The sequence below is a fragment of the Enterobacter cloacae complex sp. P16RS2 genome (genome assembly GCF_014982155.1).
Classification (GTDB): domain Bacteria; phylum Pseudomonadota; class Gammaproteobacteria; order Enterobacterales; family Enterobacteriaceae; genus Enterobacter; species Enterobacter cloacae_M.
In genome coordinates this window covers 1-25,368 of record NZ_JADCKW010000014.1, presented here as the reverse complement: position 1 = coordinate 25,368, position 25,368 = coordinate 1, and the positions used below count along the sequence as shown (strand labels likewise).

At 58.9% G+C, this 25,368-nt stretch carries 26 protein-coding genes; 8 read left to right on the top strand and 18 right to left on the bottom strand.

The features are described from left to right. The first annotated feature begins 51 nt into the window (after window positions 1-51). From INF68_RS09935 to INF68_RS09925, 3 genes are read left to right on the top strand one after another with little or no spacing between them, the layout of a single operon-like run. On the top strand, window positions 52-2,034 hold the full coding sequence (locus INF68_RS09935; protein ID WP_193525315.1) for an FUSC family protein: 1,983 nt from the start codon (window positions 52-54) through the stop codon (window positions 2,032-2,034). Continuing rightward, entirely contained in the window at window positions 2,027-2,242 is a 216-nt protein-coding gene (locus INF68_RS09930; RefSeq protein WP_109844937.1) for a DUF1656 domain-containing protein, read from the top strand. Before INF68_RS09935 ends, INF68_RS09930 begins: the two co-directional genes overlap by 8 nt. Beyond that, complete coding sequence (locus INF68_RS09925) at window positions 2,239-3,102, top strand: HlyD family secretion protein (protein WP_126785995.1); 864 nt, start codon at window positions 2,239-2,241, stop codon at window positions 3,100-3,102. The genes INF68_RS09930 and INF68_RS09925 overlap by 4 nt, the downstream gene beginning before the upstream one ends. A 16-nt stretch (window positions 3,103-3,118) precedes the next feature. Here INF68_RS09925 and INF68_RS09920 read toward each other — a convergent pair whose 3' ends face one another. From INF68_RS09920 to INF68_RS09895, 6 genes are all read right to left on the bottom strand, one after another. Beyond that, window positions 3,119-3,544, bottom strand: coding sequence for a VOC family protein (locus INF68_RS09920; RefSeq protein WP_126785994.1), 426 nt, complete (start codon window positions 3,542-3,544; stop codon window positions 3,119-3,121). Window position 3,545: 1 nt separating this feature from the next. Further along, window positions 3,546-4,139 carry a hypothetical protein gene (locus INF68_RS09915; RefSeq protein WP_193525314.1) on the bottom strand — a complete coding sequence of 198 codons (594 nt, stop codon included), beginning with the start codon at window positions 4,137-4,139 and terminating at the stop codon, window positions 3,546-3,548. A gap of 129 nt (window positions 4,140-4,268) precedes the next feature. Continuing rightward, complete coding sequence (locus INF68_RS09910; protein WP_126785992.1) at window positions 4,269-4,661, bottom strand: Imm63 family immunity protein; 393 nt, start codon at window positions 4,659-4,661, stop codon at window positions 4,269-4,271. 407 nt (window positions 4,662-5,068) lie between these two features. After that, the gene (locus INF68_RS23225; protein WP_224397248.1) at window positions 5,069-6,097 is read right to left on the bottom strand and encodes an HNH endonuclease signature motif containing protein; all 1,029 of its coding nucleotides are present in this window, start codon (window positions 6,095-6,097) and stop codon (window positions 5,069-5,071) included. A gap of 319 nt (window positions 6,098-6,416) precedes the next feature. After that, on the bottom strand, window positions 6,417-6,872 hold the full coding sequence (locus INF68_RS09900) for a hypothetical protein (RefSeq protein WP_126785991.1): 456 nt from the start codon (window positions 6,870-6,872) through the stop codon (window positions 6,417-6,419). A gap of 226 nt (window positions 6,873-7,098) precedes the next feature. After that, window positions 7,099-7,980, bottom strand: coding sequence for a LysR family transcriptional regulator (locus tag INF68_RS09895; protein WP_126785990.1), 882 nt, complete (start codon window positions 7,978-7,980; stop codon window positions 7,099-7,101). Window positions 7,981-8,085: 105 nt separating this feature from the next. On the opposite strand from INF68_RS09895, the gene budA reads away from it, so the two are divergent. From budA to INF68_RS09875, 4 genes are all read left to right on the top strand, one after another. Beyond that, on the top strand, window positions 8,086-8,865 hold the full coding sequence (gene budA / locus INF68_RS09890; RefSeq protein WP_023310680.1) for an acetolactate decarboxylase: 780 nt from the start codon (window positions 8,086-8,088) through the stop codon (window positions 8,863-8,865). A gap of 13 nt (window positions 8,866-8,878) precedes the next feature. Then, window positions 8,879-10,558: an acetolactate synthase AlsS gene (gene alsS / locus INF68_RS09885; protein ID WP_023310681.1), complete on the top strand. Its 1,680-nt coding sequence runs from the start codon at window positions 8,879-8,881 to the stop codon at window positions 10,556-10,558. Between the two features lie 20 nt (window positions 10,559-10,578). Next, complete coding sequence (locus tag INF68_RS09880) at window positions 10,579-11,349, top strand: (S)-acetoin forming diacetyl reductase (RefSeq protein WP_024906954.1); 771 nt, start codon at window positions 10,579-10,581, stop codon at window positions 11,347-11,349. 131 nt (window positions 11,350-11,480) lie between these two features. Further along, window positions 11,481-11,954 carry a cold-shock protein gene (locus INF68_RS09875; protein ID WP_023310683.1) on the top strand — a complete coding sequence of 158 codons (474 nt, stop codon included), beginning with the start codon at window positions 11,481-11,483 and terminating at the stop codon, window positions 11,952-11,954. A gap of 68 nt (window positions 11,955-12,022) precedes the next feature. Here the strand turns inward: INF68_RS09875 and INF68_RS09870 are convergent, their stop codons facing one another. From INF68_RS09870 to INF68_RS09850, 5 genes are all read right to left on the bottom strand, one after another. Beyond that, on the bottom strand, window positions 12,023-12,727 hold the full coding sequence (locus INF68_RS09870; RefSeq protein ID WP_126785989.1) for an ABC transporter ATP-binding protein: 705 nt from the start codon (window positions 12,725-12,727) through the stop codon (window positions 12,023-12,025). Continuing rightward, window positions 12,714-13,550, bottom strand: coding sequence for an ABC transporter ATP-binding protein (locus INF68_RS09865; RefSeq protein WP_126785988.1), 837 nt, complete (start codon window positions 13,548-13,550; stop codon window positions 12,714-12,716). Before INF68_RS09865 ends, INF68_RS09870 begins: the two co-directional genes overlap by 14 nt. Next, window positions 13,543-14,376, bottom strand: a complete 834-nt coding sequence (locus INF68_RS09860; RefSeq protein WP_126785987.1) for an ABC transporter permease — start codon at window positions 14,374-14,376, stop codon at window positions 13,543-13,545. The genes INF68_RS09865 and INF68_RS09860 overlap by 8 nt, the downstream gene beginning before the upstream one ends. Beyond that, window positions 14,376-15,389, bottom strand: coding sequence for an ABC transporter permease (locus INF68_RS09855; RefSeq protein WP_126785986.1), 1,014 nt, complete (start codon window positions 15,387-15,389; stop codon window positions 14,376-14,378). The genes INF68_RS09860 and INF68_RS09855 overlap by 1 nt, the downstream gene beginning before the upstream one ends. Window positions 15,390-15,533: 144 nt before the next feature. Continuing rightward, window positions 15,534-17,102 carry an ABC transporter substrate-binding protein gene (locus INF68_RS09850; RefSeq protein WP_126785985.1) on the bottom strand — a complete coding sequence of 523 codons (1,569 nt, stop codon included), beginning with the start codon at window positions 17,100-17,102 and terminating at the stop codon, window positions 15,534-15,536. 201 nt (window positions 17,103-17,303) lie between these two features. Here INF68_RS09850 and INF68_RS09845 point away from each other — a divergent pair, with 201 nt between their 5' ends. Beyond that, a complete protein-coding gene (locus INF68_RS09845) occupies window positions 17,304-18,002 on the top strand; it encodes a GNAT family N-acetyltransferase (RefSeq protein WP_109844946.1) in 699 nt (232 codons plus the stop codon). 33 nt (window positions 18,003-18,035) lie between these two features. Here the strand turns inward: INF68_RS09845 and INF68_RS09840 are convergent, their stop codons facing one another. The 7 genes from INF68_RS09840 to INF68_RS09810 all read right to left on the bottom strand — a co-directional run. After that, the gene (locus INF68_RS09840; protein ID WP_126785984.1) at window positions 18,036-19,730 is read right to left on the bottom strand and encodes a thiamine pyrophosphate-binding protein; all 1,695 of its coding nucleotides are present in this window, start codon (window positions 19,728-19,730) and stop codon (window positions 18,036-18,038) included. A gap of 33 nt (window positions 19,731-19,763) precedes the next feature. Then, a complete protein-coding gene (locus tag INF68_RS09835; RefSeq protein WP_094934424.1) occupies window positions 19,764-20,504 on the bottom strand; it encodes an SDR family oxidoreductase in 741 nt (246 codons plus the stop codon). A gap of 331 nt (window positions 20,505-20,835) precedes the next feature. Then, window positions 20,836-21,483, bottom strand: a complete 648-nt coding sequence (locus INF68_RS09830; protein ID WP_126785983.1) for an anti-sigma factor domain-containing protein — start codon at window positions 21,481-21,483, stop codon at window positions 20,836-20,838. Then, window positions 21,480-22,034, bottom strand: coding sequence for an RNA polymerase sigma factor (locus INF68_RS09825; RefSeq protein WP_047061309.1), 555 nt, complete (start codon window positions 22,032-22,034; stop codon window positions 21,480-21,482). The genes INF68_RS09830 and INF68_RS09825 overlap by 4 nt, the downstream gene beginning before the upstream one ends. 43 nt (window positions 22,035-22,077) lie before the next feature. After that, window positions 22,078-22,641 (bottom strand): fasciclin domain-containing protein, encoded by a 564-nt coding sequence (locus INF68_RS09820; RefSeq protein WP_023334833.1) that lies wholly within the window; start codon window positions 22,639-22,641, stop codon window positions 22,078-22,080. Between the two features lie 143 nt (window positions 22,642-22,784). Beyond that, window positions 22,785-24,449 (bottom strand): choline dehydrogenase, encoded by a 1,665-nt coding sequence (gene betA / locus INF68_RS09815; protein ID WP_126785982.1) that lies wholly within the window; start codon window positions 24,447-24,449, stop codon window positions 22,785-22,787. Between the two features lie 13 nt (window positions 24,450-24,462). Beyond that, a partial coding sequence (locus tag INF68_RS09810) for an aldehyde dehydrogenase family protein (RefSeq protein ID WP_193525313.1) occupies window positions 24,463-25,368 on the bottom strand: 906 nt, incomplete at its 5' end.

Sequence of the window (25,368 nt, the reverse complement as noted above, 5' to 3'; positions counted from 1 at the left end):
TTGACAGAATAGAGTATTTAAGCGGGTCTGCAAGCCGGTAATAATCCCGGCATGAATAAAATCTTCTCACTTCACGTGCACATCCCCGCCGCGCTGCGAAACGATGCGGGCGCGCTGATCTATTCCGCGAAGAGTTTTGCCGCGGCGATGCTGGCTTATTACCTCGCGCTGTCGATCGGTCTTGAGCGTCCCTCGTGGGCCATTATTACGGTTTACATCGTGTCGCAGACGTCGGTCGGGGCATCGCTGAGCAGAAGCCTCTACCGGCTGGCCGGTACCGTGGCGGGTGCCAGCGCGACCGTTGTGATTGTGCCTGCCTTCGCGAATACGCCAGTCCTGTGCAGCGTGGTGCTGACGGGCTGGATCGTATTCTGCCTGTGGCTATCCCTGCTGGAACGCACGCCCCGGGCGTACGCCTTTGTGCTGGCGGGCTACACCGCGAGCCTGATTGGTTTTCCGGCGGTGTCCGATCCCGGCGGCATCTTCAACGTCGCCATTGTCCGCGTGCAGGAGATCGCGATTGGGATTTTCTGCGCCGCGCTGATCCACCGCTACGTGCTGCCCGCGCGCGTATCAGGCCAGTTCAACGCTAAATTATCCCAGACGCTACAGGCCGCGCGCGGGCGGGTGGCGGACACCTTAGCGGGCAAACCAGACGCGGCTTCCGGCCCCCTGCATCTGGCCCTGGCGCTGCAGTTCCTGCAGGGCATCAGCCACCATATTCCGTATGATTTTGCCCTTTCAGCCCCGGTGCGGCAGGCCAGAAAAGCGATTCACGATCGGCTGGCGCGGCTGGTTATCGTCAACTGTGAACTGCGCGATCGCCTGCCAGCGATCGGAACCCTGCCCGCCGACGTGCAGGCATTGCTGGGCGACGTTCAGGCCTGGCTGGCCGCTGAAGGCGCTGGTGCCAGCAGCACGGCAGACGCGCTGCGGCTCCGCTGTGCGCTTCTCATCGATCGGTATGCCGCGCAGGCGCAGACGTTTGACGACGCGCTGCAGGTCAGCTTTATCCGCTACCTCTCGGAGGCGATCGCGCTTCTGCAGCAGTGCGAGCGTCTTTCCGGGGCCATCCACCGTGCAAAACCCGTATTTGGGGAGATGCAAACCCGCGCGGCGAAAGGGTACGTTTTCCACCGCGATCCTCTTACCGCCGCCCGCACGGCGATGGGGGCTTTCGCCATCATCCTGAGCGGCTGTCTGGTCTGGATCTTCTCAGCGTGGCCGGATGGCGGTACGGCGGTGTCTATTCTGGGCGTCTGCTGCACGCTGTTTGGCAGCTTCGATACCCCGGCGCCGCATATCGTGAAATACATCATTGGCTCGTTCTGGGGCGTGGTCATTAGCCTGTTCTACAGCTTTGCGCTGCTGCCGCTGGTGAGTGATTTCCCGGTGCTGGTGGCGGTGCTTGCCCCGGCGTATCTGCTGGCCGGGTCGCTTCAGGCGCGCCCGCCCACCACGTTTATGGCGATGGGGATCACCCTGACGCTGCCCATTTTGTGCGAGCTGGGGGCTCACTACACCGGAGACTTCGCCGTTGCGGCTAACACCGCTATCGCGCTCTTTGCCGCGACCGGTTTTGCCGTCATCAGCATGAGCCTGCTGCAAACCGTGCAGGCGGATGGCGCCATCACGCGTCTGCTGAACCTCTGCCAGCGCGACATTCGGCGCAGCGTGAAGGGCACGCTGCGGGTTGATGAAACGCACTGGATCAACCTGATGATGGACCGAACCGCCCTGTTGCTGCCGCGCCTGCAGCGCAGCGCGCGCGCGCCGGAGCAGGCGCTCAATCGGCTATTACACGCGCTGCGTCTGGGGCTGTCGGTCATGCATTTACGCCGCAGTGACGCGCCGCCCGGCAGGGAGGTTGACGCGCTTTTTCATCGGATAAACGCCGCGGACCGCCACGCCTTGCGCGAACGCATTGCCTCCCTTATCGAGCGCCATCTGCCTGCGGCAGATGAGCATACGCGCCAGTTGGTCTTCAGGCTGGTGGATCTGCACTGTGCATTACGGGGGCCAGACCATGGTTAACGATCTCAATATCGGCGGGGTTTTTATTCCGGGGCTGCTGATGGTCGCCCTCGCGGCGCTGGTCTGCACGCTTAGCCTCGTCGCGCTTTTCTCGCTCAGCAGGCTCTACCGGCGCTTGCCGTTTCGCCCGCTGATGGATGTTTCAACCTGGATTGTCACCTTTTTCCTGCTGATGCAGGGGCTGACCGCGTTGGGGTTATTGTCATGAAATCACTGCTCTCTTTACTGGCTCGCTATGCGCTGACCTTAAGCGCGGCTGTGGCGGCCACGCTTCTGGCCTTTATGATGTGGAAACACTACGCGCAAACGCCGTGGACCCGCGACGGCCGCGTGCGGGCGGACGTGGTGCAGATTGCGCCGGACGTCTCCGGGCCGGTCATCAGCGTAGCCGTGCGGGACAACCAGTGGGTGAACCGGGGCGATGTGCTTTACACCATCGATCCGCGCTGGCTTAAGCTGGCGGTGGTCAGCGCGCAGGCTGATGTGGAATCGAAACGCCATGAGATGCTGATGCGCCAGGACGCGGCCCATCGCCGCACGCTGATTAAAAACGCCATCTCGAGCGAGGATTTGCAGCAAACCGGAAGCGCGGCGAACGTCGCGGCGGCCAATTATCACGGCGCGCTGGCCGCGCTGGATCTGGCAGAGCTGAATCTGGCGCACGCCACCGTGCGCGCGCCGGTCTCGGGGTACGTCACCCACCTGCGGCTTCGCTCCGGAGATTACGCGAAGGCGGGGGAGACGAAGGTCGCCATCGTCGATGCGCACAGCTTCTGGGTGGTGGGGTACTTTGAGGAGACCAAGCTGCGCCATATTCGCGTCGGGGATGCCGCGCAGGTTGTGCTGATGGGATACGAGCCGGTCATCAAGGGTCACGTGGAAAGCATTGGGCATGGGATCGGGGACAGCAACGATGATGCGGGCGGGCTGGGTCTGCCCGACGTCGAGCCCACCTTTAGCTGGGTGCGGCTGGCGCAGCGCGTGCCGGTGCGCATTCATATCGACAGGCTGCCGGAGGGCGTTGAGCTGGTGGCGGGGCTGTCGGCGAGCGTGGCGGTGGGGCGGTAGATAAGGATTGAAGCGACTATTCCTCGCCTACAAAATTATCGGCTTCAGGAGAGTAATGCTGATAAACGCATGCGAGTTTATGCCCGTCAGGATCGCGCAGATAGGCAACATAAAAGTCGGGGCCGTACGCGCTTCGCGTCCCAGGCTCGCCTTCATCCGTTCCTCCCGCAAGGAGGCCAGCTGCATGGAACCGTCTGACAAGATCCGCGTTATCTGCACTGAATGCGAACATTGTCCCGTTTCCCGCCGTAGCGGGCTGCTGGTCAAAAGGAGGACAAATACAGAAGCTGAACCCCTCGCCGGGATTATTTTCATCTCCCCACATTGCCCAGCTTTCAGTCCAGGCCTGCAGACGCGAGTAGCCGAGAACGTTAAAAACTGCGTCATAAAAATTCACGGAGCGCTGAAAGTCGTTTGTACCTACTGTGATATAAGCCAGCATCTTATGACTCCCGTCCTTCAATATTCGATTTAACAGCCTTCAGCATCCTTTTACGGATCCAGCCGCTACCCGCCCGTATTATCAGCCAGTAAGCCGACATTTTTAGCCGAGTGCGTCTGTCAGGACAAAAGATGAATGTTTCCGTAAAGAGCTCATACTTGCCTGGCACCAGCTCCGTTACCTTGTAGCGCAACAACAGTTTCGCGCTGCCCGGCGCGGCTGGGGTCTGAAAAGCAATGGCATCCGGCACGTTTTCCAGACCGAAATCCGAACGCCAGAATTGTCCTCTTAAGCCGTAACAGATTTCTGATGCTGAATTTTTCAAAAGGGTAAAACTGTGCAAACCAAAGTTGCCGATCGACTGTGGCTTCTGGTTGCGCAGAAATTTTTGCGGTATTTGACGCAATGACATTAACCGCCGAATCACGGCATCTTGCCGGATGTCAAAGCTGGCAATCATTGGCAGAATATTTTCAGGACGGCTAGTGTGAATGACCGTTAGGTGTTTTTCATGAAACTGGAACTGGGGGAGAAAAGCGGGAACATCCTGCCACTGAGCAAGAGCTTTGCGGGTAACGAATCCAGGGTTTAGCATCTCTCTTCCTTGTCTTCCCTTGCGTCCAGCCAGAGTAACAGATGGTGTGTCGCAGGCAATTACCAGGAAAAGAGAGGGCAACAGGGAAGTAAATGTAACGAGCCGGTTGGGTTAATAACGTTCGCTTATTCACGAATGGAGAAGCTCAGCGATTTCTTTGCGCTTTCTTGTTGCCCATTCAGGTTTGATAGAGAGCATTAAACTGTATTGCCTTCTGAAGTAAACCTCTCTAAATTCTCGTTCAGATGAATGGCTTGCTGCATAGGTTGAGGCCATCCCCGCCACGGCACTCTCCACAAACCAATACAGAATTTCATCGTCACTGAGCGTTACTTTTCGCTGTATCTCAAGGCCTCTTTCACTGACGATAAAATGATATTCTTTGCCATGAATTTCAAGATAGGGAGTTGCAACCCCATCGGGTTGGTCAGGGATAAAGAAGTAATGGTTTGGCCTTGTCCCTCCGCCTAATAGCTCACCTATTCTTAGAAGCTCGTTTCGTAGTTCTTCAATTGTTTTCATAAACAGCTCTTTGTTCTTGTATGTAAACGACTCATTATCGCGGATTGGGTACAAAGCGCCTGCTCTCGATCACTTCCCCACAAACGCACTCACCGGCAAATTAAAACGCTTCGCCAGCGCACGTATATGAAGCTCCGGAGATTCGTTCACGCGAATGCTTGATTAGGAAATTCTCTGGTTGCCGCATTGAAAGACGCTCTTAAGACTACGTGCATCCTTACCCCTTGTTTCCGGGCTGGAAACATTATAGGTGTGATTGGTGGGTAGACAATGTGGAAACATTTGTGAAGTGCAGTTTTCATATGCTCGTGATGACGGCACTCATTTAATGAGTGCGAACACTGTATGAGGTGACTGTGAATGATTTGTCCGCTTTGTGCCAGAAGCGGACATTTGTGACCAGTTAATCATGCCAGCAAGATCTTAACGAAGGCATCCCAGCGGTCTTCGATGTTGTCTTTGTTGATAGGGAGCAGCGTTTTGCGCATCGTTATCCCATCAATGGCCGCGAGATCTGCGTCTTTTTTTACCAGGTCTGGCGCGAACCAGAGTTTAAGCGTGTGCGGATCGATGGCACATAGTCCCGCGTCAAAGAGCTTGTGGATATCAGCGCGCAGCAGCAGACCGTTTTTAAAGCTCGCGCCACCTTTGCGAGCGTGGGCTTTAAGGTGTGCGGCTTCGCAGCGTACCGCAATGGCATTCGTGTAGACGCAACGGCCACCGCAGTTAAGCATCACATCTTCACGGAATTTCCCCTGATCACGACGGCGACGGCCATAGAAGGGTACATCTTCTTTATGTTCGCGTTCTTCAGCCAGCGACCGTTCGGCTCGAGGTTCTTCAGCCTGGGGTTCTTCGGCCACCACGGGTTCAGGTTTGACCGCATTCGGTTCTTCCCAGGTTCCCAGGAACATGGCAACGCGCTGGGGCATTTTGACACGATTCAAAATCCCAAGGTGCGCTTTTTCCCAGGCTAGGAATTCTTCCAAACGACTTGCTGGACAACCATGTTTAAGCGCTGGATGGGGGGATTCCTTTTTGACTGGAGCGGGCGCGGGAGCAGATAACGTCGTGCTGCTACTGCCTGTGCTGTAGCTGCTGCGGCCACCCACATGGCGTTTAACCGAATTTCCTTCGACCAGGATTTGCTTGTCCTCGTCGATCTGACGCTGGAAGAATGCCTCAATTTGGGTGTAGTTCAGCTTGAAGTGGCGCATAACTGCGCCACGGAAAGCCAAACGAACTTCTTCGTTACGATTTGGCGGGCAAGCACGGTCAACGCGCTGGGAAGCATAGGTATCATTCCCCCAGGCTTGCGTACCGTAACGGCTAAATATGACCGTCCAGTTTTTCCCCGATTGGCTGCGATAAACCTTACCATCGCAGACGAACACGAACGGAGACGAAATAATAAACCCGTGAACTTCCATAGCCATTTTAATCCACCTCAACCAGCTTTTTTTCCAGTCCACCCCTTCGAGATCGACCTTGCCAACTTATTTCTGTCAACAATTGCCGTAAGCATAAATGTAGTGACCTGCATTTGAAATCGGTTCGACCTGCATTTACGATTAGCTTGACCCGCTCCCCGTTCGTTAACACATAGCAACGTTAGTAATGCATCCTACGCGCTAATAACAATTGCGAGCTTCCGCTACTCGCTCTTAACGGACATTCATCAAGCAACGTTGTTCTTTGCATAAGACCGAAATCTTACTTCTTACTCATCAGCATTCCGGCCTCCTGCTACTTAACTCAGTGCGCCGTGATATACGGCTCCTTCACAAACTCCGCCAACAGCCAGACCATATCATGCAGCAGCCCGGTGAGTTCTTTCGCCACGCTCGCAGGCAACGTCCCGCCCATCACCGCCAGCGTTAACGCCACGGCATAGTCCACCTGCAGCGTCGTCTCCTGCCAACAATCCGGCACGCAGGAGGCAATCTTTTCCCCCGCAATCAGTTGTTCAACCAGATGCGGAGGCAGTTCGGCATTACAGCATTCCCGCAGCCGCTTCAGCGCAGCCAGCAATCTCTTACAGAGCGTGGCAAATGTCACCGCGTCGTCAGTTTCTACCAGCACGCTGACATACGCAGTGCAGGCATCGGCCAGTTCGAAGAGATCCGCAGAATCGGAAATTGAAGTGTTGATGAGGTGATGAACTGCGCTTTCCTCAGAGAGCGCGTAAGAAAATCCAGGAGTAGTCGCCATTTAGCATCCTCTTTGTCTAAAAAAACGTCATGTTATGCTAACGGGTTCCTACGCCCGGTTACGGATGTGCAGCAACGCAGGCACTTTACGGCGGCGAAAAAGGGAAGGAAAGGGATAACCCTGAATTACATAAGGTTGCTTGAAAGTTTGCGAGGCGGCTTCCAGAAGGGCATTGCCGGGTGGCGGCAACGCCTTATCCGGCCAACAAACCAGCAGCGCTGCGCCGTCACCCCTCGCTCATCATCGTCAAAAACCGCTTCACCGTCCGCGAGCGTTCAAAGCGTCGCCAGCAGAGCGCGATATCGGTATAGAGCTCCGGCGAACTCAGCGCGTGATAGGTGACATTCGGCGGTGAAATGGCCGCCATGGATTTGGGCACCAGCGCGAAGCCGCCCCCCGCGGAAACCATGCTCAGGGAGGAGGACAGCTGCGACGACTGCAGCGCGTGCTGCACGTCAATCCCGGCCCGCTCGCAGCAGCCGTGAACCCGTTCGTACAGCCCCGGCGCGACCTCCTGCGGGAACAGCACCACCGGCGTATCCCGAAGCTGCTCTAGCGCCAGCGAATCGCACGCCGCCAGCGGATGTTCGCGATGCAGCGCCACCACCATCGGCTCCCGGTCGAGGATTTTTATTTCGAACATCTTGCTGCTCTCGCAGGGCAGGCGCACGAAGGCGATATCCAGTTCACCCTCCGCCAGCATCGTCGTCAGCGACGACATATTGGCTTCCACCTGATGAACCTGCACCGCCATGTTCTGCACCTGAAACTGGCGGATCAGCGCGAAAATTTTGGGATGAAAAGCGTCGGAGCTGGTAATGCCAATCGACAGGTTGCCGTTCAGCCCGCGCGCGATGCCGCGGGCTTTTTCCAGCGCGGCATCGCTCAGCGCCAGAATTTTGCAGGCGTCCTCGTAGAAGGCTTCTCCCGCCTCGGTCAGCTCCACGCCCCGCGTCAGGCGTCTGAACAGCGGCGTGCCGACTTCCTCTTCAAGCCGTTTGATCTGCTGACTCAGAGGAGGCTGTGAAATACCCAGCGCTTCGGCCGCCCTGGTGAAGTGTCGCTCGCGTGCAACCGCGACAAAATACCGCAGATAACGAAGTTCCATATCTAAAACGTCTCAAACCAGCATGGTTTCTATATTGGAACTCTCTGCTGAATCGGGTCAACATTTATTTAACCTTTCTAAATAAAGTTGAAGAGGACGAGCACGATGATGCATTCATCTGCCTGCGACTGTGAGGCAAGCCTGTGCGAGACCCTGCGCGGGTTCTCCGCCCAGCATCCTGACAGCGTGATCTACCAGACATCGCTAATGAGCGCCCTGCTAAGCGGCGTGTACGAAGGAGAGACCACCATCGCCGATCTGCTGGCACACGGTGATTTTGGTCTGGGCACCTTCAACGAGCTGGACGGTGAAATGATTGCCTTCAGCAGCCAGGTGTACCAGCTGCGCGCCGACGGCAGCGCCCGCGCCGCGAAGCCGGAGCAGAAAACGCCGTTCGCGGTGATGACCTGGTTCCAGCCGCAGTACCGTAAAACCTTCGATGCGCCGGTCAGCCGTCAGCAGATCCACGACGTCATCGACCAGCAGATCCCCTCCGATAACCTGTTCTGCGCGCTGCGCATCGACGGCAACTTCCGCCACGCCCACACCCGCACCGTACCGCGCCAGAAGCCGCCGTACCGCGCGATGACCGACGTGCTGGACGACCAGCCGGTGTTCCGCTTTAACCAGCGCGAAGGGGTGCTGGTCGGGTTCCGCACGCCGCAGCACATGCAGGGCATTAACGTGGCCGGCTATCACGAGCATTTCATCACCGACGACCGTCAGGGCGGGGGTCACCTGCTCGACTACCAGCTGGAGAGCGGCGTACTCACCTTCGGCGAAATTCACAAGCTGATGATTGACCTGCCCGCCGACAGCGCGTTCTTACAGGCCAACCTTCACCCCAGCAATCTTGATGCAGCGATCCGTTCCGTCGAAAACTAACAGGAGAACTACCGTGAACAGTGAGAAACAGTCACGTCAGTGGGCGCACGGCGCCGATATGGTTGTCGGCCAGCTGGAAGCGCAGGGCGTGAAGCAGGTGTTTGGGATCCCGGGTGCGAAAATCGACAAGGTCTTTGACTCCCTGCTGGACTCCTCCATCGAGATTATTCCGGTGCGCCACGAAGCGAACGCGGCGTTTATGGCGGCGGCGGTAGGGCGTCTGACCGGCAAGGCCGGGGTAGCGCTGGTCACCTCCGGGCCGGGCTGTTCTAACCTGATCACCGGCATCGCCACCGCCAACAGCGAAGGCGACCCGGTGGTGGCGCTGGGCGGGGCGGTGAAGCGGGCGGATAAAGCCAAGCTGGTACACCAGAGCATGGACACCGTCGCCATGTTCAGCCCGGTCACCAAATACGCCGTGGAGGTCAGTTCACCGGACGCGATTGCCGAGGTGGTTTCCAACGCGTTTCGCGCCGCCGAGCACGGTAGGCCGGGGGGCGCGTTCGTCAGCCTGCCGCAGGATATCGTCGACCAGCCCGCGACGGGGGCCATTTTACCCGCCAGCGGCCCGGCGCTGATGGGCCCGGCACCGGAGTCGGCGATTAACGACGTGGCGAAGCTTATCGAAAACGCCAAAAACCCAGTCATCTTGCTCGGCCTGATGGCCAGCCAGCCCGCGAACAGCGCCGCGCTGCGCAAGCTGCTGGAGAAAAGCCGCATTCCGGTGACCAGCACCTATCAGGCCGCCGGGGCGGTAAACCAGGAACACTTCACCCGCTTCGCCGGCCGCGTCGGCCTGTTCAATAACCAGGCGGGCGACCGGCTGCTGCATCTGGCGGACCTGATTATCTGCATCGGCTACAGCCCGGTGGAGTACGAGCCGTCCATGTGGAACAGCGGCGACGCGACGCTGGTGCACATTGACGTGCTGCCCGCCTATGAAGAGCGTAACTACGTGCCGGATCTGGAGCTGGTGGGGGACATCGCCGAAACGCTGAACCTGCTCGCTAACCGTATCGATCGTAAGCTTGAGCTGAGCCAGCGGGCCTCCGAAATTCTGGTCGATCGCCAGCATCAGCGCGATCTCCTCGACCGCCGCGGCGCCTCGCTCAACCAGTTTGCCCTGCACCCGCTGCGCATCGTGCGCGCCATGCAGGACATTGTGAATAACGACGTGACGCTCACCGTCGACATGGGCAGCTTCCACATCTGGATCGCCCGCTACCTCTATAGCTTCCGGGCGCGTCAGGTGATGATCTCCAACGGTCAGCAGACCATGGGCGTTGCTCTGCCGTGGGCGATTGGTGCGTGGCTGGTAAACCCGGGCCGCAAGGTGGTTTCAGTCTCCGGCGACGGCGGCTTCCTGCAGTCAAGCATGGAGCTGGAAACCGCGGTGCGCCTCAACGCTAACGTGCTGCACATCATCTGGGTGGATAACGGCTACAACATGGTTGCCATTCAGGAAGAGAAAAAATACCAGCGTCTTTCCGGCGTCGAGTTCGGCCCGGTCGATTTCAAAGTCTATGCCGACGCCTTCGGTGCGAAAGGCTTTGCCGTGGAGAGTGCCGAGGCGCTTGAGCCGACGCTGCGAGCGGCGATGGATGTGGATGGCCCGGCCGTGGTGGCCATTCCCGTCGACTACAGCGATAACCCGCTGCTGATGGGCCAGCTCCATCTCAGCCAGATTTTGTGACTCACGATAAGGACAGAGAAATGCAAAAAGTTGCTCTCGTAACAGGCTCAGGCCAGGGGATTGGTAAAGCGATCGCGCTTCGCCTGGTGAAAGACGGTTTTGCCGTCGCCATCGCCGACTATAACGTTGAGACGGCAAGAGCCGTCGCCGATGAAATCATCCGTAACGGCGGCAACGCCGTCGCCGTGAAGGTCGATGTCTCTGACCGCGAACAGGTATTTGCGGCGGTGGAGAAAGCGCGCACCGCGCTGGGCGGCTTTAACGTTATCGTGAATAACGCCGGGATTGCGCCGTCTACCCCCATCGAATCCATCACGCCGGACATTGTCGACAAGGTTTACAACATCAACGTGAAAGGTGTGATCTGGGGGATCCAGGCCGCGATTGACGCCTTCCGCAAAGAGGGGCACGGCGGCAAGATCATCAACGCCTGCTCCCAGGCGGGCCACACCGGCAACCCGGAACTGGCGGTCTACAGTTCCAGCAAGTTCGCGGTGCGCGGCTTAACCCAGACCGCGGCACGGGATCTCGCGCCGCTGGGGATCACCGTTAACGCCTACTGCCCGGGCATCGTCAAAACGCCGATGTGGGCGGAAATCGACCGTCAGGTCTCCGAGGCGGCGGGTAAACCGCTCGGCTACGGGACCGAAACCTTTGCCAAACGTATTACGCTTGGCCGCCTGTCCGAGCCGGAAGATGTTGCCGCCTGCGTTTCATACCTGGCAGGACCGGACTCCGACTACATGACCGGCCAGTCTCTGCTCATCGATGGTGGGATGGTGTTCAACTAAATTCTAATAAGCTCTGACATGAGTTTTCCCCTGCACCCGTGCAGGGGCTTTTTTTTGTCTCCTCCGTCATTGTGCATTACACTGCGCGCTGCAAAACTTTAGTCATTACGATCTGACAGGCGGTAACAGCGATGAACGGTACAATCACAACGTGGTTTAAAGATAAAGGCTTTGGATTTATCAAAGATGAAAACGGCGACAACCGCTATTTTCATGTGATTAAGGTCGCGAACCCCGATCTGATTAAGAAAGATGCCGCGGTGACCTTCGAGCCGACCACCAACAACAAAGGCCTTTCCGCCTATGCGGTGAAGGTGATCCCCGAAAGCAAACATCTCTTTATTGCTGGCGAGCGCGTGAAGCTCTCCTCGATCAAATCCTTCGTGGTGTTTAACGAAGAAGAGCCGGCTGATACCAAAATCGACAAAGAGAACGCGGTGCTGTCGGTGGGGCTGCTGATGAACAGCATCAAGCCGAAATCAGAGAAAAAGCCGGGCGAAATGCGCACGGTGAAGAAGCTGGCGATCACCACCTTCCAGAACACGACGCTGATCTTCACCGAAGATGAGATCGACATCGATGCCACGGTGAAGCTGCTGAAGTGATTTTTTGCCGGGTAGCGGCGACGCTTACCCGGCCTGTAAAACCCGCGCGGCACTGGCCGCCACGCGGTTTACCCCATCCGGTGCTCGCCCCGCAACATCGCCTCGCGGTCAAATACCCTCTGGATCTCCCCGTGCGCCATAAACGCCGCCCGGTCGGACATGTGGGCAATCACGTCCGCATCGTGGCTCACCAGCAGGTAGGTCATGCCGTGCTCGGCCTTCAGGCGGTTGAGCAGGTTCAGGATCTCCGCCTGCACCGACATATCCAGCGCCGAAGTCGGCTCGTCCAGCAGCAGAAGCTGCGGGCGCAGCAGCAGCGCGCGGGCTATGGCAACGCGCTGACGCTGCCCGCCGGAAAGCTGATGCGGGTAACGTTTACCCGCGTCGGCGGAAAGCCCGACCTGCTGCAGCGCATCCGCCACTTTCTCCGCAATCTGCGTTTCGCCGTGGATGTTTAACGGCTCCGACAGGGTGCGCGCAACGGTGTGGTTTGGGTGCAGCGACGCCCACGGATCCTGAAACACCATCTGCACGTTGCGGCGAAGCTCGCCTTCAAAACGGCGCCCTGGCCGTAGCGCGTCTCCCAGGATCGAAATGCGGCCGTTCCACTCGCGCTGCAATCCCGCCAGCACGCGCAGAATAGTCGATTTCCCGCAGCCGGATTCGCCGATCAGGCTGAAGGTTTCGCCTTTCTCGATGTCAAAGCTGGCGGCGGACACCGCCGTTTTCTCCCCGAATCTCACCTGGAGATCCTTAACCTCAACGAGCGCCATTATCGGCCTCCTTCCACGGCTGCGTGCGGTCCAGCGTCGGCAGCATCTGGCCATAAGTATTGGCGTCTGGACGACAGGTCCACAGGGTTCGCGTGTACGGATGCGTCGCCTGCGGAAGCCGGCTTGCCGCCATCTCATCGACCTTCTCGCCCTGGTACATCACCAGCACGCGGTCGCAGTGCTCTGCCACCAGCGGCAGATCGTGGCTGATGAGCAGCATCGCCATCTGGCGCTCTTCGCTCTGCTGCACCAGCAGCTCGAGGATCTGATTGCGCAGGCGGGCGTCCAGCGCGGAGGTGGGTTCGTCGGCAATCAGCACCTGCGGGTTGTTGATCAGCGCAATCGCAATCATCACCCGCTGGCCCATGCCCCCGGAGAGTTCGCCGGGGTAGCGCGTGAGGACATGTTCGTTGAGCCCGACGGCGCGGATGACGTCGTGAATGCGCGCCCTGCGCTCGGCGCGGGGCAGGCGCTGGTGTAGGGTCAGCGCTTCATCGAGCTGAGCGGCGACGTTTTGCGCCGGATTCAGCGCGTAGCGCGGGTCCTGCAGGACCATAGCAATCCCGTTGCCGCGCAGCGCCTGCCAGCGGCGGGTGCTCAGGGTCAGCAGGTCGTTGCCGAGCACGTTAAGCCGGTTCGCGCTCACGATGCCGGGTTTGCGCACCAGCCCCATCAGGGCGCGGGCGGACATTGATTTGCCCGAGCCGGATTCCCCCACCAGCGCCAGCCGCTCGTTGCCCAGCGTGAAGCTGAGGTTGTTGACCACGCGCGCGGCGGGGTAGTCGATATTCAGCGCATCGACGATGACGCGTTGTTCAGTCATGCTGCGGCTCCAGTACGTCGCGCAGGCCGTCGCCCAGCAGGTTAAAGGCCAGGCTGGCAAACAGAATCGCCCCGCCCGGAATGGCGGCTATCCACCACTGGTCGAAAATCACCTGCATACCGTCGGCGATCATCGCGCCCCATTCGGCCATCGGCGGACGTGCGCCAAGGCCGAGGAAGCCCAGCCCGGCGGCCGCCAGAATAATCCCCGCAAGATCCAGCGCCAGCCGCACAATCGCGGACGGCAGGCACAGGGGCAGAATATGGCCGACCAGCAGGCGCGGGCCGCGAATGCCCATCATCTCGGCGGCGGCGAGGTAGTCGCTGTGGCGCAGACGTTGGATCTCGCTCCGCGCCTGCCGCGCGTAGGCGGGCCAGGTGGTTAAGGCCAGCGCCAGCGCGCCGTTGACCAGCCCCGGGCCAAGCATCGCCACAAACGCGAAGGCGAGGATCAGACGCGGCATCGACATTACCACGTCGGTAAAACGCATCAGGATGCGCTCCAGCCAGCCGCCGTAGTAGCCGGACAAAATCCCCACCAGCAGCCCGGCGGGCAGGGTGATTACGGTAACTAATGCCACCAGCCCGAGCGCCGGACGGGTGCCGTAAATCAGACGCGAAAGCAGGTCGCGCCCGTAGCTGTCGGTGCCCAGCCAGTGCTGGTGATTCGGTGCCTGCAGGCGCGCGGCGGCGTCCTGCCAGTTCGGGTCAAGCGGTGCCAGCCACGGCGCGAACAGGGCGATAACCACCAGCAGCGTGATGGCAGCCAGCCCGCAAAACGCAGCAGGGGAGCGGCGCAGGCGACGTAAGAAAAGATAAAACGGCATCAGCGCACCCTGGGATCGGTCGCCCGCACGAGCAGGTCGGTAAGGTTATTAATGAGTACAAAGCAGACGCCAATCAGCAGCGTGCCGCCCATGACGGCGGTGGTGTCTCCGGCGAACAGGGCGGTGGTGAGGTAGCGCCCGATCCCCGGCCAGGAGAAGACGGTTTCGGTTAATACCGCGCCTTCCAGCATGCTGGTGTAGGCGAGGGCGATTACCGTCAGCAGGGTACCGCGAATGTTCGGCAGCACGTGGCGCAGCAGAATGGTCATCTCCCCGGCGCCCTTGGCGCGGGCAAGCAGGATGTACTCTTTGTTCATTTCGCTCAGGCAGGCGGATCGCGTCAGGCGCGTGATGCTCGCCAGCGAGTAATAGGCCAGCAGCAGCACCGGCAGCACCAGGTGGCTGAGGGCGTTGCGGAACGCCTCGCGATCGCCGGAAAGCCAGGTATCCACCAGCGCAAAGCCGGTGCGCGGCTCGACGGTGAACTGCCAGATATCGTCCAGCCTGCCGGGACCCGCGCTCCACTGCAGCTTCGCGTAGAACAGGGCCAGCATCAGCAGGCCGAGCCAGAAAATCGGTACCGAGTTGCCGAGCAAGGTTAGCGTTCTGATGGCGAGATCGAGCGGCGAACCGGCGTAGCGGGCGCACAGCACCCCGGCACTCACGCCGAGCACGGCACCGATGATCAAGGCAAGGGTCGCCAGCTCCAGCGTGGCGGGGAAGGCGTACAGCAGGTCCTGCAGCACCGGTTGCCCGGTGGCGCTGGCGGTGCCTAAATCACCGTGGGCAAGGTTTTGCAGGTAGTGCCAGAACTGCACGGGCAGGGGACGATCCAGCCCAAGCTGGTGGCGAACCTGATCGTAGGTTGACTGGCTGGCGTGATCGCCGACGATCTGCAGCACGCGATCGACCGGTGAAAACGCCGAGAGCGCAAACGTGACGAGCAGCAGTCCGAAGAGCGTGAGCAGCAGGGTCAGCAGACCCTGAAGCACGCGGGTGGAAAGATGTGGCATGGGAAAACCATTATCCTGAAAATATGCACGGACGACCCCCTCTCCCCTTGGGAGAGGGCGGGGGTGAGGGGAAACAGGCGGCTCTGCTGCGCGATGTTGCCCTCACCCCAACCCTCTCCCACGGGAGAGGGAGAAGGACAAGGGCTACTTCGTGACGCGATCGTACCAGACCATATCCGCGTTCAGCCCCTGCTGATACCCCTTCACTTTATCGCGCACCACGATCTGGGTTTTACCCTGATCGACAAATACGTACGGCGAATTCTGCTGCAGCTGCTCCTGCATCTTCTTGTACAGATCCAGACGCTTCGCCGTATCCGGCTCGGCTACCGCCGCCAGCGTGGCTTTGTTCAGCTCCGGGATTTTCCAGCCGTTCAGCCCGGCCACGGTGCTCGATTTACCGTCGTTCCACGCGAAGGCGCTGGCGTTAGAGTGCGCGTCGAAGTAGTCCGGGATCCACAGACGAATCGCCGCCTGATGCTGCTTTGCGCGCACGCGGGCATAGACCTGGCTCCCGGCGGCAGGCAGCAGATCGACCTTCACGCCGCCCTGAGCAAAGCTCGCCTGCATCGACTGGGCGATGGTGATAAACGGCGGCTTGTTCTCCACGTCCAGCGTGAAGTGCGCGTCTTTAATGCCCGCTTTGGCGAGAATGGCTTTCGCTTTTGCCGGGTCAAATTTAAACGGGTTGTCTTCCAGCGCGCCCGGCAGGCCGACCGGCAGGAAGCTTTGATGAACAAAGTACTGGCCTTTCAGCAGATTTTTGGTGATGCCTTCATAATCGACCAGCCAGCGCGAGGCTTCCCAGAACGCCGGGTTGTTCAGCAGCGGGTTGGCGCTGTTGCCGGTGTTAAACACCAGGTAATTTTGCTCGGCGGACGGAATGCTCAGCACCTTCACGCCCGGCTTGCCGTCCAGGGCGCTTATCTGATCTGCACCGAGATCGCGCGCCACGTCGGCATCACCCTGCTGGATCAGCAGGCGGCGTGAGGCCGGATCGGGGACGTTTTTAATGATGATGCTTTTGAGCTTCGGCGCGCCGCCGGGTGCCGATTCGTTAGCTTCCAGCACGATGGCCTGATGCGGCTGATAGACGCGCATTTTGAACGCGCCGCTGCCCGCGGAGTGCATTTTCAGCCACGCGTTGCCGAAGTCGTTATCCTTCACGTTTGCCGCAACCTGCTTTTCATCGACGATGGAGGCAATCGGCGTGGAGAGAATATTCAGCGCCACCGACGGGCTAACGTCCGCCGTCCAGTGAAGCTGGAGGGTATGATCGTCCACCTTTTTCAGCTGGCTGGCGATGTTGCTCGCGTCCCAGCCCAGCACGTTCAGAATAAAGGCCGGGGATTTGTTCAGCGTCACGGCGCGGGTGTAAGAGAAAATCACGTCTTCCGGGCGCAGCGGGTTGCCGGAGGCGAATCTGGCATCGGGCTTAAGTTTGATCGTCAGCGTTTTTGCTGCCGCGTCCGCTTCCCAGCTTTCTGCCAGAATCGGCGTGATTTTTTCCGGGTTATCGCGGTCCGGCTGTACCAGGCGCTGATACAGGCTCGGCACGGTCTGGATGCTGGAAAGCTCGTTGGCTTCGGCCGGGTCGAGGCTCACGATGTCATCCAGCCCCTGGGCAACAACCAGCGTGTTGGGCGGAGTAGCGGCGTGGACAACGCCTGAGAGCGCAGCCAGCACCAGTAACGGTAACAGTTTTTTCGTCATAGCGATCCCTGAGAAGAATATATTGTGATTGTTTTATGCTCCGCTACGTTAGGTCGACTCTGACATTCCGCAAAGTCGAAATTCAGCTTTGCTTATATCTTCCGGGAATATCGCATGCGCTCGGGCTATTAAAATACGCTGCTTTTCGCCCGCTTTTTAACCTGCTATAACAAACTCCTTACCTTTCAGGGAGTCACCGCCGTGCCCGAAATCAATCAACATGGTCAAACCGTTAACGATATCGTTCCAGACTGGAGAGGCGCACGCGTATTAACCCGCACGCCGCTGTTCGGCCAGTATTGCCGCCTGGAGCCGCTGGATGCCGATCGTCACGCGGCCGATCTCTATGAGGCCTACGCGCTGGGCGACGACAGCGACTGGACGTGGCTTGCCAGCACGCAGCCAGCGAGCGTGGAAGCCACCGCCCACTGGATCGTGGCTAAGGTGATGGACGATGAGCTGGTGCCGTTTGCCGTCATTGATTTACGCACCGAACGCGCGGTGGGGCTGGTGAGCTATATGGCTAACGAGCGGCTGCTGGGGTCAGTGGAAATTGGTCACGTGACCTGGTCGCGCAGGATGAAAGGAACCCGGATGGGCACCGAAACGGTGTGGCTGCTGCTGAAAAATGCGTTTGAGCACGGCTACCGGCGCGTCGAGTGGAAGTGCGATTCCATGAACGTTGCGTCGCGCAGCGCGGCGGAGCGGCTGGGGTTTGTCTGGGAAGGACGCCTGCGCCAGAAGCTGGTGCGCAAAGGGCGCAACCGCGACAGCGATATGCTTTCTATCATTGACGTCGAGTGGCCGCAAAGAGACGCCGAGCTGCGCGCCTGGCTGGCGGCGGAGAATTTTGACGGAGAAGGGCGGCAGATTAAGCGGCTTGAGGCGTTTCGGTTATAAGTGTTTTATGTAGGGTACATCTGAAACGGTCGATCAATCTGCGGAAATGGCAATTTCGATCAAATTGGTTTTTCCGGACTGTAGCCCCTGCGTCACCGCCGTGGCGATATCCGCGGCCTGGGTCACCCGGCAGCAGCGGATACCCATCGCGGCGCCCAGCGACTGGAAATCAATTCGCGGGTTAATCAGATCCATCCCGATAAAGCGACCCAGCTTTGTCGAACTGTAACCCGGCTGTCCTTTCATGAAGTTTTTCAGGATGTTGTACTCCAGGTTATTCATCACGATAAAAGTGACGGGCAGATTTTCGTGCGCCGCCGTCCAGAGCGCCTGCGGCGAGTACAGGGAGGCGCCGTCGCCAACCAGACACACTACCGGCTCGCGCCCACGCCCCAGCGAGTGACCTACTGCTGCAGGCATCCCCCAGCCCAGACCGCCGCCGCGCATAAAGTAGTAGCGCGGGTGCTGCTGGTCGGAGATAAACCGACGAACGTGTCTGGCCGTTGCTATCGCCTCGTCGACAATCGTGGTGCCCGGCGGAACGGACTTTATCACCTCGTAGGCCGCGACCATCGGCGAAATCGCCGGGCGCAGCCGCTCGGCTGCCAGACGCTCTTCCTGCAGTTGCCACTCTTTTTCACGTTCAGCGCGTGCCGCTTTGAGCAGCCGCTGATGCGTCAATTTGCTTGCCACCCGGCGCTGCTCAAGCTTCGGCAGCAGTTCCTTCAGGGAGAGTTTTATATCCCCCATCACCGAGAGGCGGGTGGCGTAGGTGCGGCCAAGTTCGTTCATATCCGCCGAGAGCTGATACACCGCGCAGGTTTCCGGAATGGCCTCGCCCTCGCTATACAAAATGGTAATCAGGCTTCTGCCGCCGATGATAAACACCGCATCGTAGGCATTAACGACGCTGGCGATTTCATTTGCGGTGGTGGGCATATTGCCTCGCCAGAGCGCGTGCTGCGTGGGGAAGGGCAAATTCAACGGCCAGGAGGAGCCGTAGACGTGGGCGCCTAGCGCTTCAGCAAGCTGGACAATCTCCTGCGTCGAGCCGCTGGAGTGAACTTCATCCCCCGCCACAATCATGATCCTGCCGGGCGTAACCTGGCTCAACTCTTCGGCCAGTTCGTCCAGCGAGCCCGCCACGGTGTGGTAGTTCACTTTAGAGGCCGTTTGTATCCCGGCGTCGCTGAGCTCTTCCATCACGTTCATTGGCAGGGATAGCAGCACCGGACCCGCGGGAGGATAGCTGGCGGCATGAAACGCCCGACGCACCAGCACCGGAAGCTGGTCGGCGCTGGTGACCTCCTGCGCCCATTTCACCACCGGCGATCCAATCGAGACAATGTCATCGTACAGGAGCGGGTCGCGCACGTAGTGCCGCGTGTCCTGCTGCCCGACGGTGACAACCAGCGGCGTTTTCATAATCCGCGAATTGATGAGATTCCCCATGCCGTGCCCAAGACCGCTGGCGGTATGCAAATTGATAAAACCGGTCTTGCCGGAGGCTTTCGCGTAGCCGTCGGCAATGGCGACCACGCTGCTCTCCTGGAGTGCCAGAATATAGTGAATATTTTCATGGCGAAGAAGGGCATCAATGAGCGGGAGTTCGGTGGTGCCGGGGTTGCCAAAAATATATTCCACACCTTCACTCTCCAGCACTTCAAGGAGAATGTCGGCACCCGATCGCATATTTAAATCTGATATGGACGTTAATGATTTAATCATAATGACACCTCATTCAGCGTTATTTAACTCATGCTAAAATTCTTCCTGCGTAGGACGGACAATTATTTCATTTACATCAACGTCGCCAGGCTGTTCGATAGCAAATAATACGGCTCTGGCAATCGACTCTGCCGGAATAGCCTGCTTATAAAATTCATGCAGGAACTGTTTGCTCGGGGCATCAGAGCTGCCAAACTGCAGCTCGCTTTCAACGGCGCCGGGGGAAATAAGGGTCGTCCGAACGGTTTTCCCCGCTTCCTGACGTAAGCCTTCACTCAGGGCACGGACGGCGAATTTCGTGGCGCTGTACACCACGCCGCCGGGGGCAAGGACCTTGATACCCGCCACGGAGGCCACGTTAATAAAGTGTCCGCTCCCCTGGCGCTGGAATACCGGAAATGCCGCTGCGATACCGTACAGCACGCCTTTAATATTGGTATCGATCATCCGGTCCCACTCGTCTGTTTTCAGCTCGCTGAGGGGGGCAATCGCCATAAAGCCCGCGTTGTTGATCAGCACGTCGACGCGCTGGTATGCGGCAACGGCAGCGTCAATCGCGCGCTGAACCTCCTCCTGTCGGGTCACGTTTGCCTTCACGGCAATCGCCTGGCCGCCCTGCTGAATAATGCGATCCACCAGGGCGTTAATTCTCTCCAGACGACGGGCAACCAGCACCAGAGAAAAAGGTTTATTTGCCAGATGAAGGGCAATGGCCTCACCAATACCGCTGCTGGCACCGGTGATAACAACAACTTTGTTTGCACTATTATTCATGATCTTATCTCACTGTTGTGTGATTCAAAAAAAATAAAATGCAGAGAAGGATTAAAGAATGATGACGAATTCTTTAACCCTTTTTAAAAATATATTGTATATATCGAATTAAATAGCATTCGATTTAAACTTAATGGAGTTGCAGGGAGAGTGTCAATAAAGTTTCAAATAATAAAATTCATTGCGGTGCTAATATTTAATTCTTATATGTAACAGTCAATATTATGTACAGGATTGAGTATTGAAAAATCTCTCTTTTCTTATCACGCGGGCGTAAATCCGGGGGAAGGCAGATTAAGATGCTCGCGGCCCTGCGAACAAGGCCGGAGGATTAAATCTTGCCGCTGTACAGCACGGGGCCGGTGGGTTGACCGGTGGGTGATCCCCCTTTAGGTTCAAGGCTTATGGCTATCATCGCGTCAGGGGTAAGGGTGTTGTTCCTGAGGGCAACATCAGTCGGTATATCACTTTGCAGCAGCCCAAGGGATATCGGAGCCTTCCCGGCAGGAATAAGCCAAAGCTGCAGGCTGTTTTGCGCCGCAATAGCGTTCGGTCTGAGCGGGGTGATGCTCAGATACTGGCGTCGGCTGTCTGCACTGACGATCCATTGCCCGTGCTGTTGGGCATCGTTGAGCACCATCAGCGGTGCGAGTTCCGGCGTGCGGGTGGAATACCAGGTCACGATGGTAACGGCGGCGAGGCCGGCCGCGACCATCCAGCCGAGATAGGGCCGGCTTTGGCGCAAAGGCTTTTTCGGTGGCAGATCGAGGGCGATCCTCTTCCACACCGTCTCGGGTGGGTGAACGGGCGCGAGATGACTGTCGAGCGTGCTGAACGTCTCCTGCCAGTACGCCACGCGGGCAGCCAGACCGGGCTCAGCGGCAAACCTCTTCTGGAACTGAAGCCGCGCCCCTCCGCGCAGAGTGCCGAGGGCATATTCCGCAGCCAGCATGTCATCGCGTTTTTCGCTGTCATTCATAGGCCCACGCACTCCCGAAGATGATCCATCGCGCGGCGGATCCAGCTTTTTACCGAGCCCACGGGCTGCTGGAGCCAGTCGGCAATGTCGCTGTGGGACATGCCCTGATAGTAGGCGAGCGTAATGCTCTGGCGCTGTTCCTGACTCAGATGATCCAGACAATGCCTGAGTCGTGCTGCCTGCGCGTCATCGTACCAGTTGTTTTGCTCATCGTTTTCGCTCAGCAGACTCTCTTCGGAATACGACTCCTCGCGGGCGGCAGCCCGGGTTTGCCCGCTGCGCAGCCAGTCAATACAGCGGTTGCGAACAATATGCGTAAGCCAGGTCATCGGAGAGCTCAGGGCGGCGTTATAGGTTTCGGCTTTACTCCAGACGGTGACAAAACAGTCGTGAAGGATCTCTTCTGCCCAGGCGCGATGGCGCAGCATGCGCAGCGCGACGGCAAACAGATGCGGTGAAGTGAGTCGGTAAAGCTGTTCAAATGCGCGGCGATCGCCGTTTGCGACCGCCTGCATTAATTTCAACTGCTGTTCAGCCAGCGCGTTATCCATATTTTTCCCGGAAGGCAACGTCACACTTCCGAAGTATAGACAACTACTTAGGCATCAGGACGGTATCGATCACATCGATCACGCCATTTTTCTGATGGACGTCATAGGTGCTGATGTTCGCCACGTTACCTTTACCATCCTTGAGCTGAATATTGTGCGGGCCGTTACTCATGATCCACAGAGGTTGACCGTTAACGGTTTTCAGCTCCGCGTGGCCGCCGCCCTGTTTAATTTTCTGCTCCAGCGCTTTCATATCGTAATTACCCGCAACCACGTGATAGGTCAGGATACTGGTGAGCAGCGCTTTATTTTCCGGCTTCACCAGATTGTCGACCGTACCCGCAGGCAATTTCGCAAATGCCGCATCGGTGGGCGCAAAAACGGTGAAGGGCCCTTTGCTCTGTAGCGTATCCACCAGCCCGGCCGCTTTGACCGCCGCCACTAGCGTGGTGTGATCTTTTGAGTTCACGGCGTTTTCAACAATGTTTTTGCTCGGGAACATTTCTGCTCCGCCCACCATCACGGAGCCTGACGTCATGGCCGCTGATGCGCCTGCACAGAAGAGTAAAGCGCTGGATACGAATGCAACACTGAGTAGCTTTTTCATCATTTATCCTCGGATTAAGGAGCAAAGGCGTTGCTCACATACTCACATACGAGGGCAGGGGGGAAACTGGATGCAGGCAAATGAAAATAAATTTTTGGCGGGGGAGTGAATTCCCTCTCCCCGGCGGGGAGAGGGGAAATGGCTTAGCGTCTTACCGGCGCCCCGTTCGCCACATAATACGCCGCCGTGCTCTTCGCCAGCGGCTCGCGCCCGCAGATTGCGTCGGCAATTTTCTCGCCAATCATAATAGTGGTGGCGTTCAGGTTGCCGGTGATGATCTGCGGCATGATCGACGCATCCACCACGCGCAGCCCTTCCAGCCCGTGAACGCGGCCTTCGCCGTCGACCACCGCCATCTCGTCGTAACCCATCTTGCAGGTGCCGCACGGGTGGAAGGCGGTTTCGGCGTGGTTGCGCACGAACTCGTCGAGCTGCTCGTCGGTCTGGCATTCGATACCCGGGCTGATTTCGCGACCGCGATATTTGTCCAGCGCGGGCTGGTGCATGATCTCGCGGGTGATGCGGATAGCGTCGCGGAACTCCTGCCAGTCCTGCTCGTGGGACATATAGTTGAACAGGATCGCCGGATGCTGGTGCGGATCGCGGGACTTGATGCGCACGTGGCCGCGGCTCGGGGAGCGCATGGAGCCAACGTGGCACTGGAAGCCGTGCTCTTTAACCGCGTTCGAGCCGTTGTAGTTAATCGCTACCGGCAGGAAGTGGTACTGAATGTTGGGCCATTCAAACTCTTCGCGGCTGCGGATAAAACCGCCCGCTTCGAAGTGGTTGCTCGCGCCCACGCCGGTGCCGCCAAACAGCCACTCGGCGCCAATCTTCGGCTGGTTCCACCACTGCAGGGCAGGGTAGAGGGAGACCGGCTCTTTGCACTCGTACTGGAGGTACATCTCCAGGTGATCCTGCAGGTTTTCGCCCACGCCGGGCAGGTCGTGCACCAGGGGAATATCGAACTGCTTCAGCAGCTCCGCGCTGCCCACGCCGGAGCGCTGGAGGATCTGCGGGGAGGCAATCGCGCCTGCACACAGCAGCACCTCTTTATTCGCCGTCGCTCTGGACGGGATGGTGCTTTCGCCCTCCAGCCACTCGACGCCCACCGCGCGTTTGCCGTCAAAAATAATATGATCGGTCATGGCGTGAGTGCGGATGGTCAGGTTCGGGCGCTTTTTAGCCTGGTCCAGATAGCCGCGCGCGGTGCTGGCGCGTCGGCCCTGCGGCGTGACCGTGCGGTCCATCGGGCCGAAGCCTTCCTGCTGGTAGCCGTTGAGATCGTCGGTGCGCGGGTAGCCCGCCTGCACGCCCGCCTCCACCATCGCCTCGAACAGCGGGTTCACGCCCGGTTTCGAGGTGGTAACGCTCACCGGACCGTCGCCGCCGTGGTAGTCGTTCGGCCCCACGTCGCGGGTCTCTGCCTTGCGATAGTAGGGCAGGCAGTTGAGGTAGCTCCAGTGCTCCAGGCCCGGCTCTTTCGCCCAGTGGTCGAGGTCCATCGCGTTACCGCGGATGTAGCACATGCCGTTGATCAATGACGAGCCGCCCAGCCCTTTGCCGCGTCCGCACTCCATGCGGCGGTTGTTCATGAAGGGTTCTGGCTCGGTTTCGTACGCCCAGTTGTAGCGCTTGCCCTGCAGCGGGAACGCCAGCGCGGCGGGCATCTGGGTGCGGAAGTCAAAGCGGTAATCCGGCCCGCCCGCTTCAAGCAGCAGGACGGTGGTGTTCGGATCTTCAGTCAGTCGTGTAGCCAGCACGTTGCCGGCAGAGCCGGCCCCGATAATGATGTAGTCAAATTGCAAATAAACCTCCCGGTTAAAATATGGACTGGAATTTACCCATCTCAACCTGGATGGACTTCACCTGGGTGTAGCTCTGCAGCGTCATCACGCCGTTCTCGCGGCCAATGCCGGAGTGCTTGTAGCCGCCGACCGGCATTTCTGCGGCGGATTCACCCCAGGTGTTGATCCAGCAGATGCCCGCTTCGAGCTGATGAATGGCGCCGTGGGCGCGGTTCAGGTCGGCCGTAACGATGCCTGCCGCCAGCCCGTAGTCGGTGTCGTTGGCGCGGCGAATCGCTTCCTCAATGGACTCATAGGTGAGGATGGACATCACCGGGCCGAAGATCTCTTCGCGCACGATGGTCATCTCGTCGGTGCAGTCGGTGAACACGGTCGGGGCCACCCACGCGCCGTTATCGAAGCCTTCGCCCTTCAGCACGTCGCCGCCGCACAGCACGCGCGCGCCTTCCTCTTTGCCTTTGGCGATGTAGCGCATCACGCTGTCGCGGTGCAGGAAGCTGACCATCGGGCCAAAGTTGGTAGCTTCATCGAACAGATCGCCCGCGCGGATGCGGCCCACACGCTCGACGATTTTCTGCTCAAACGCGGCTTTGAACTTGGCCGGAACAAACACGCGGGTGCCGTTGGTGCACACCTGGCCGGAGCTGAAGAAGTTGGCCATCATGGCGATGTCCGCCGCGAGATCCAGATCGGCGTCGTCGAAAATAATCAGCGGCGATTTGCCGCCCAGCTCCATCGTCACCTCTTTCAGGGACGAGGCCGCCGAGTTGGCCATCACCTTTTTGCCGCTGGCGACGCCGCCGGTAAAGGAGACTTTGGCGATGCCCGGATGCTCGGTCAGGTACTGGCCGGTCTCCGCGCCCACGCCCGGCAGGACGTTAAACACGCCGTCCGGCAGGCCCGCCTCGGTGTAGATCTC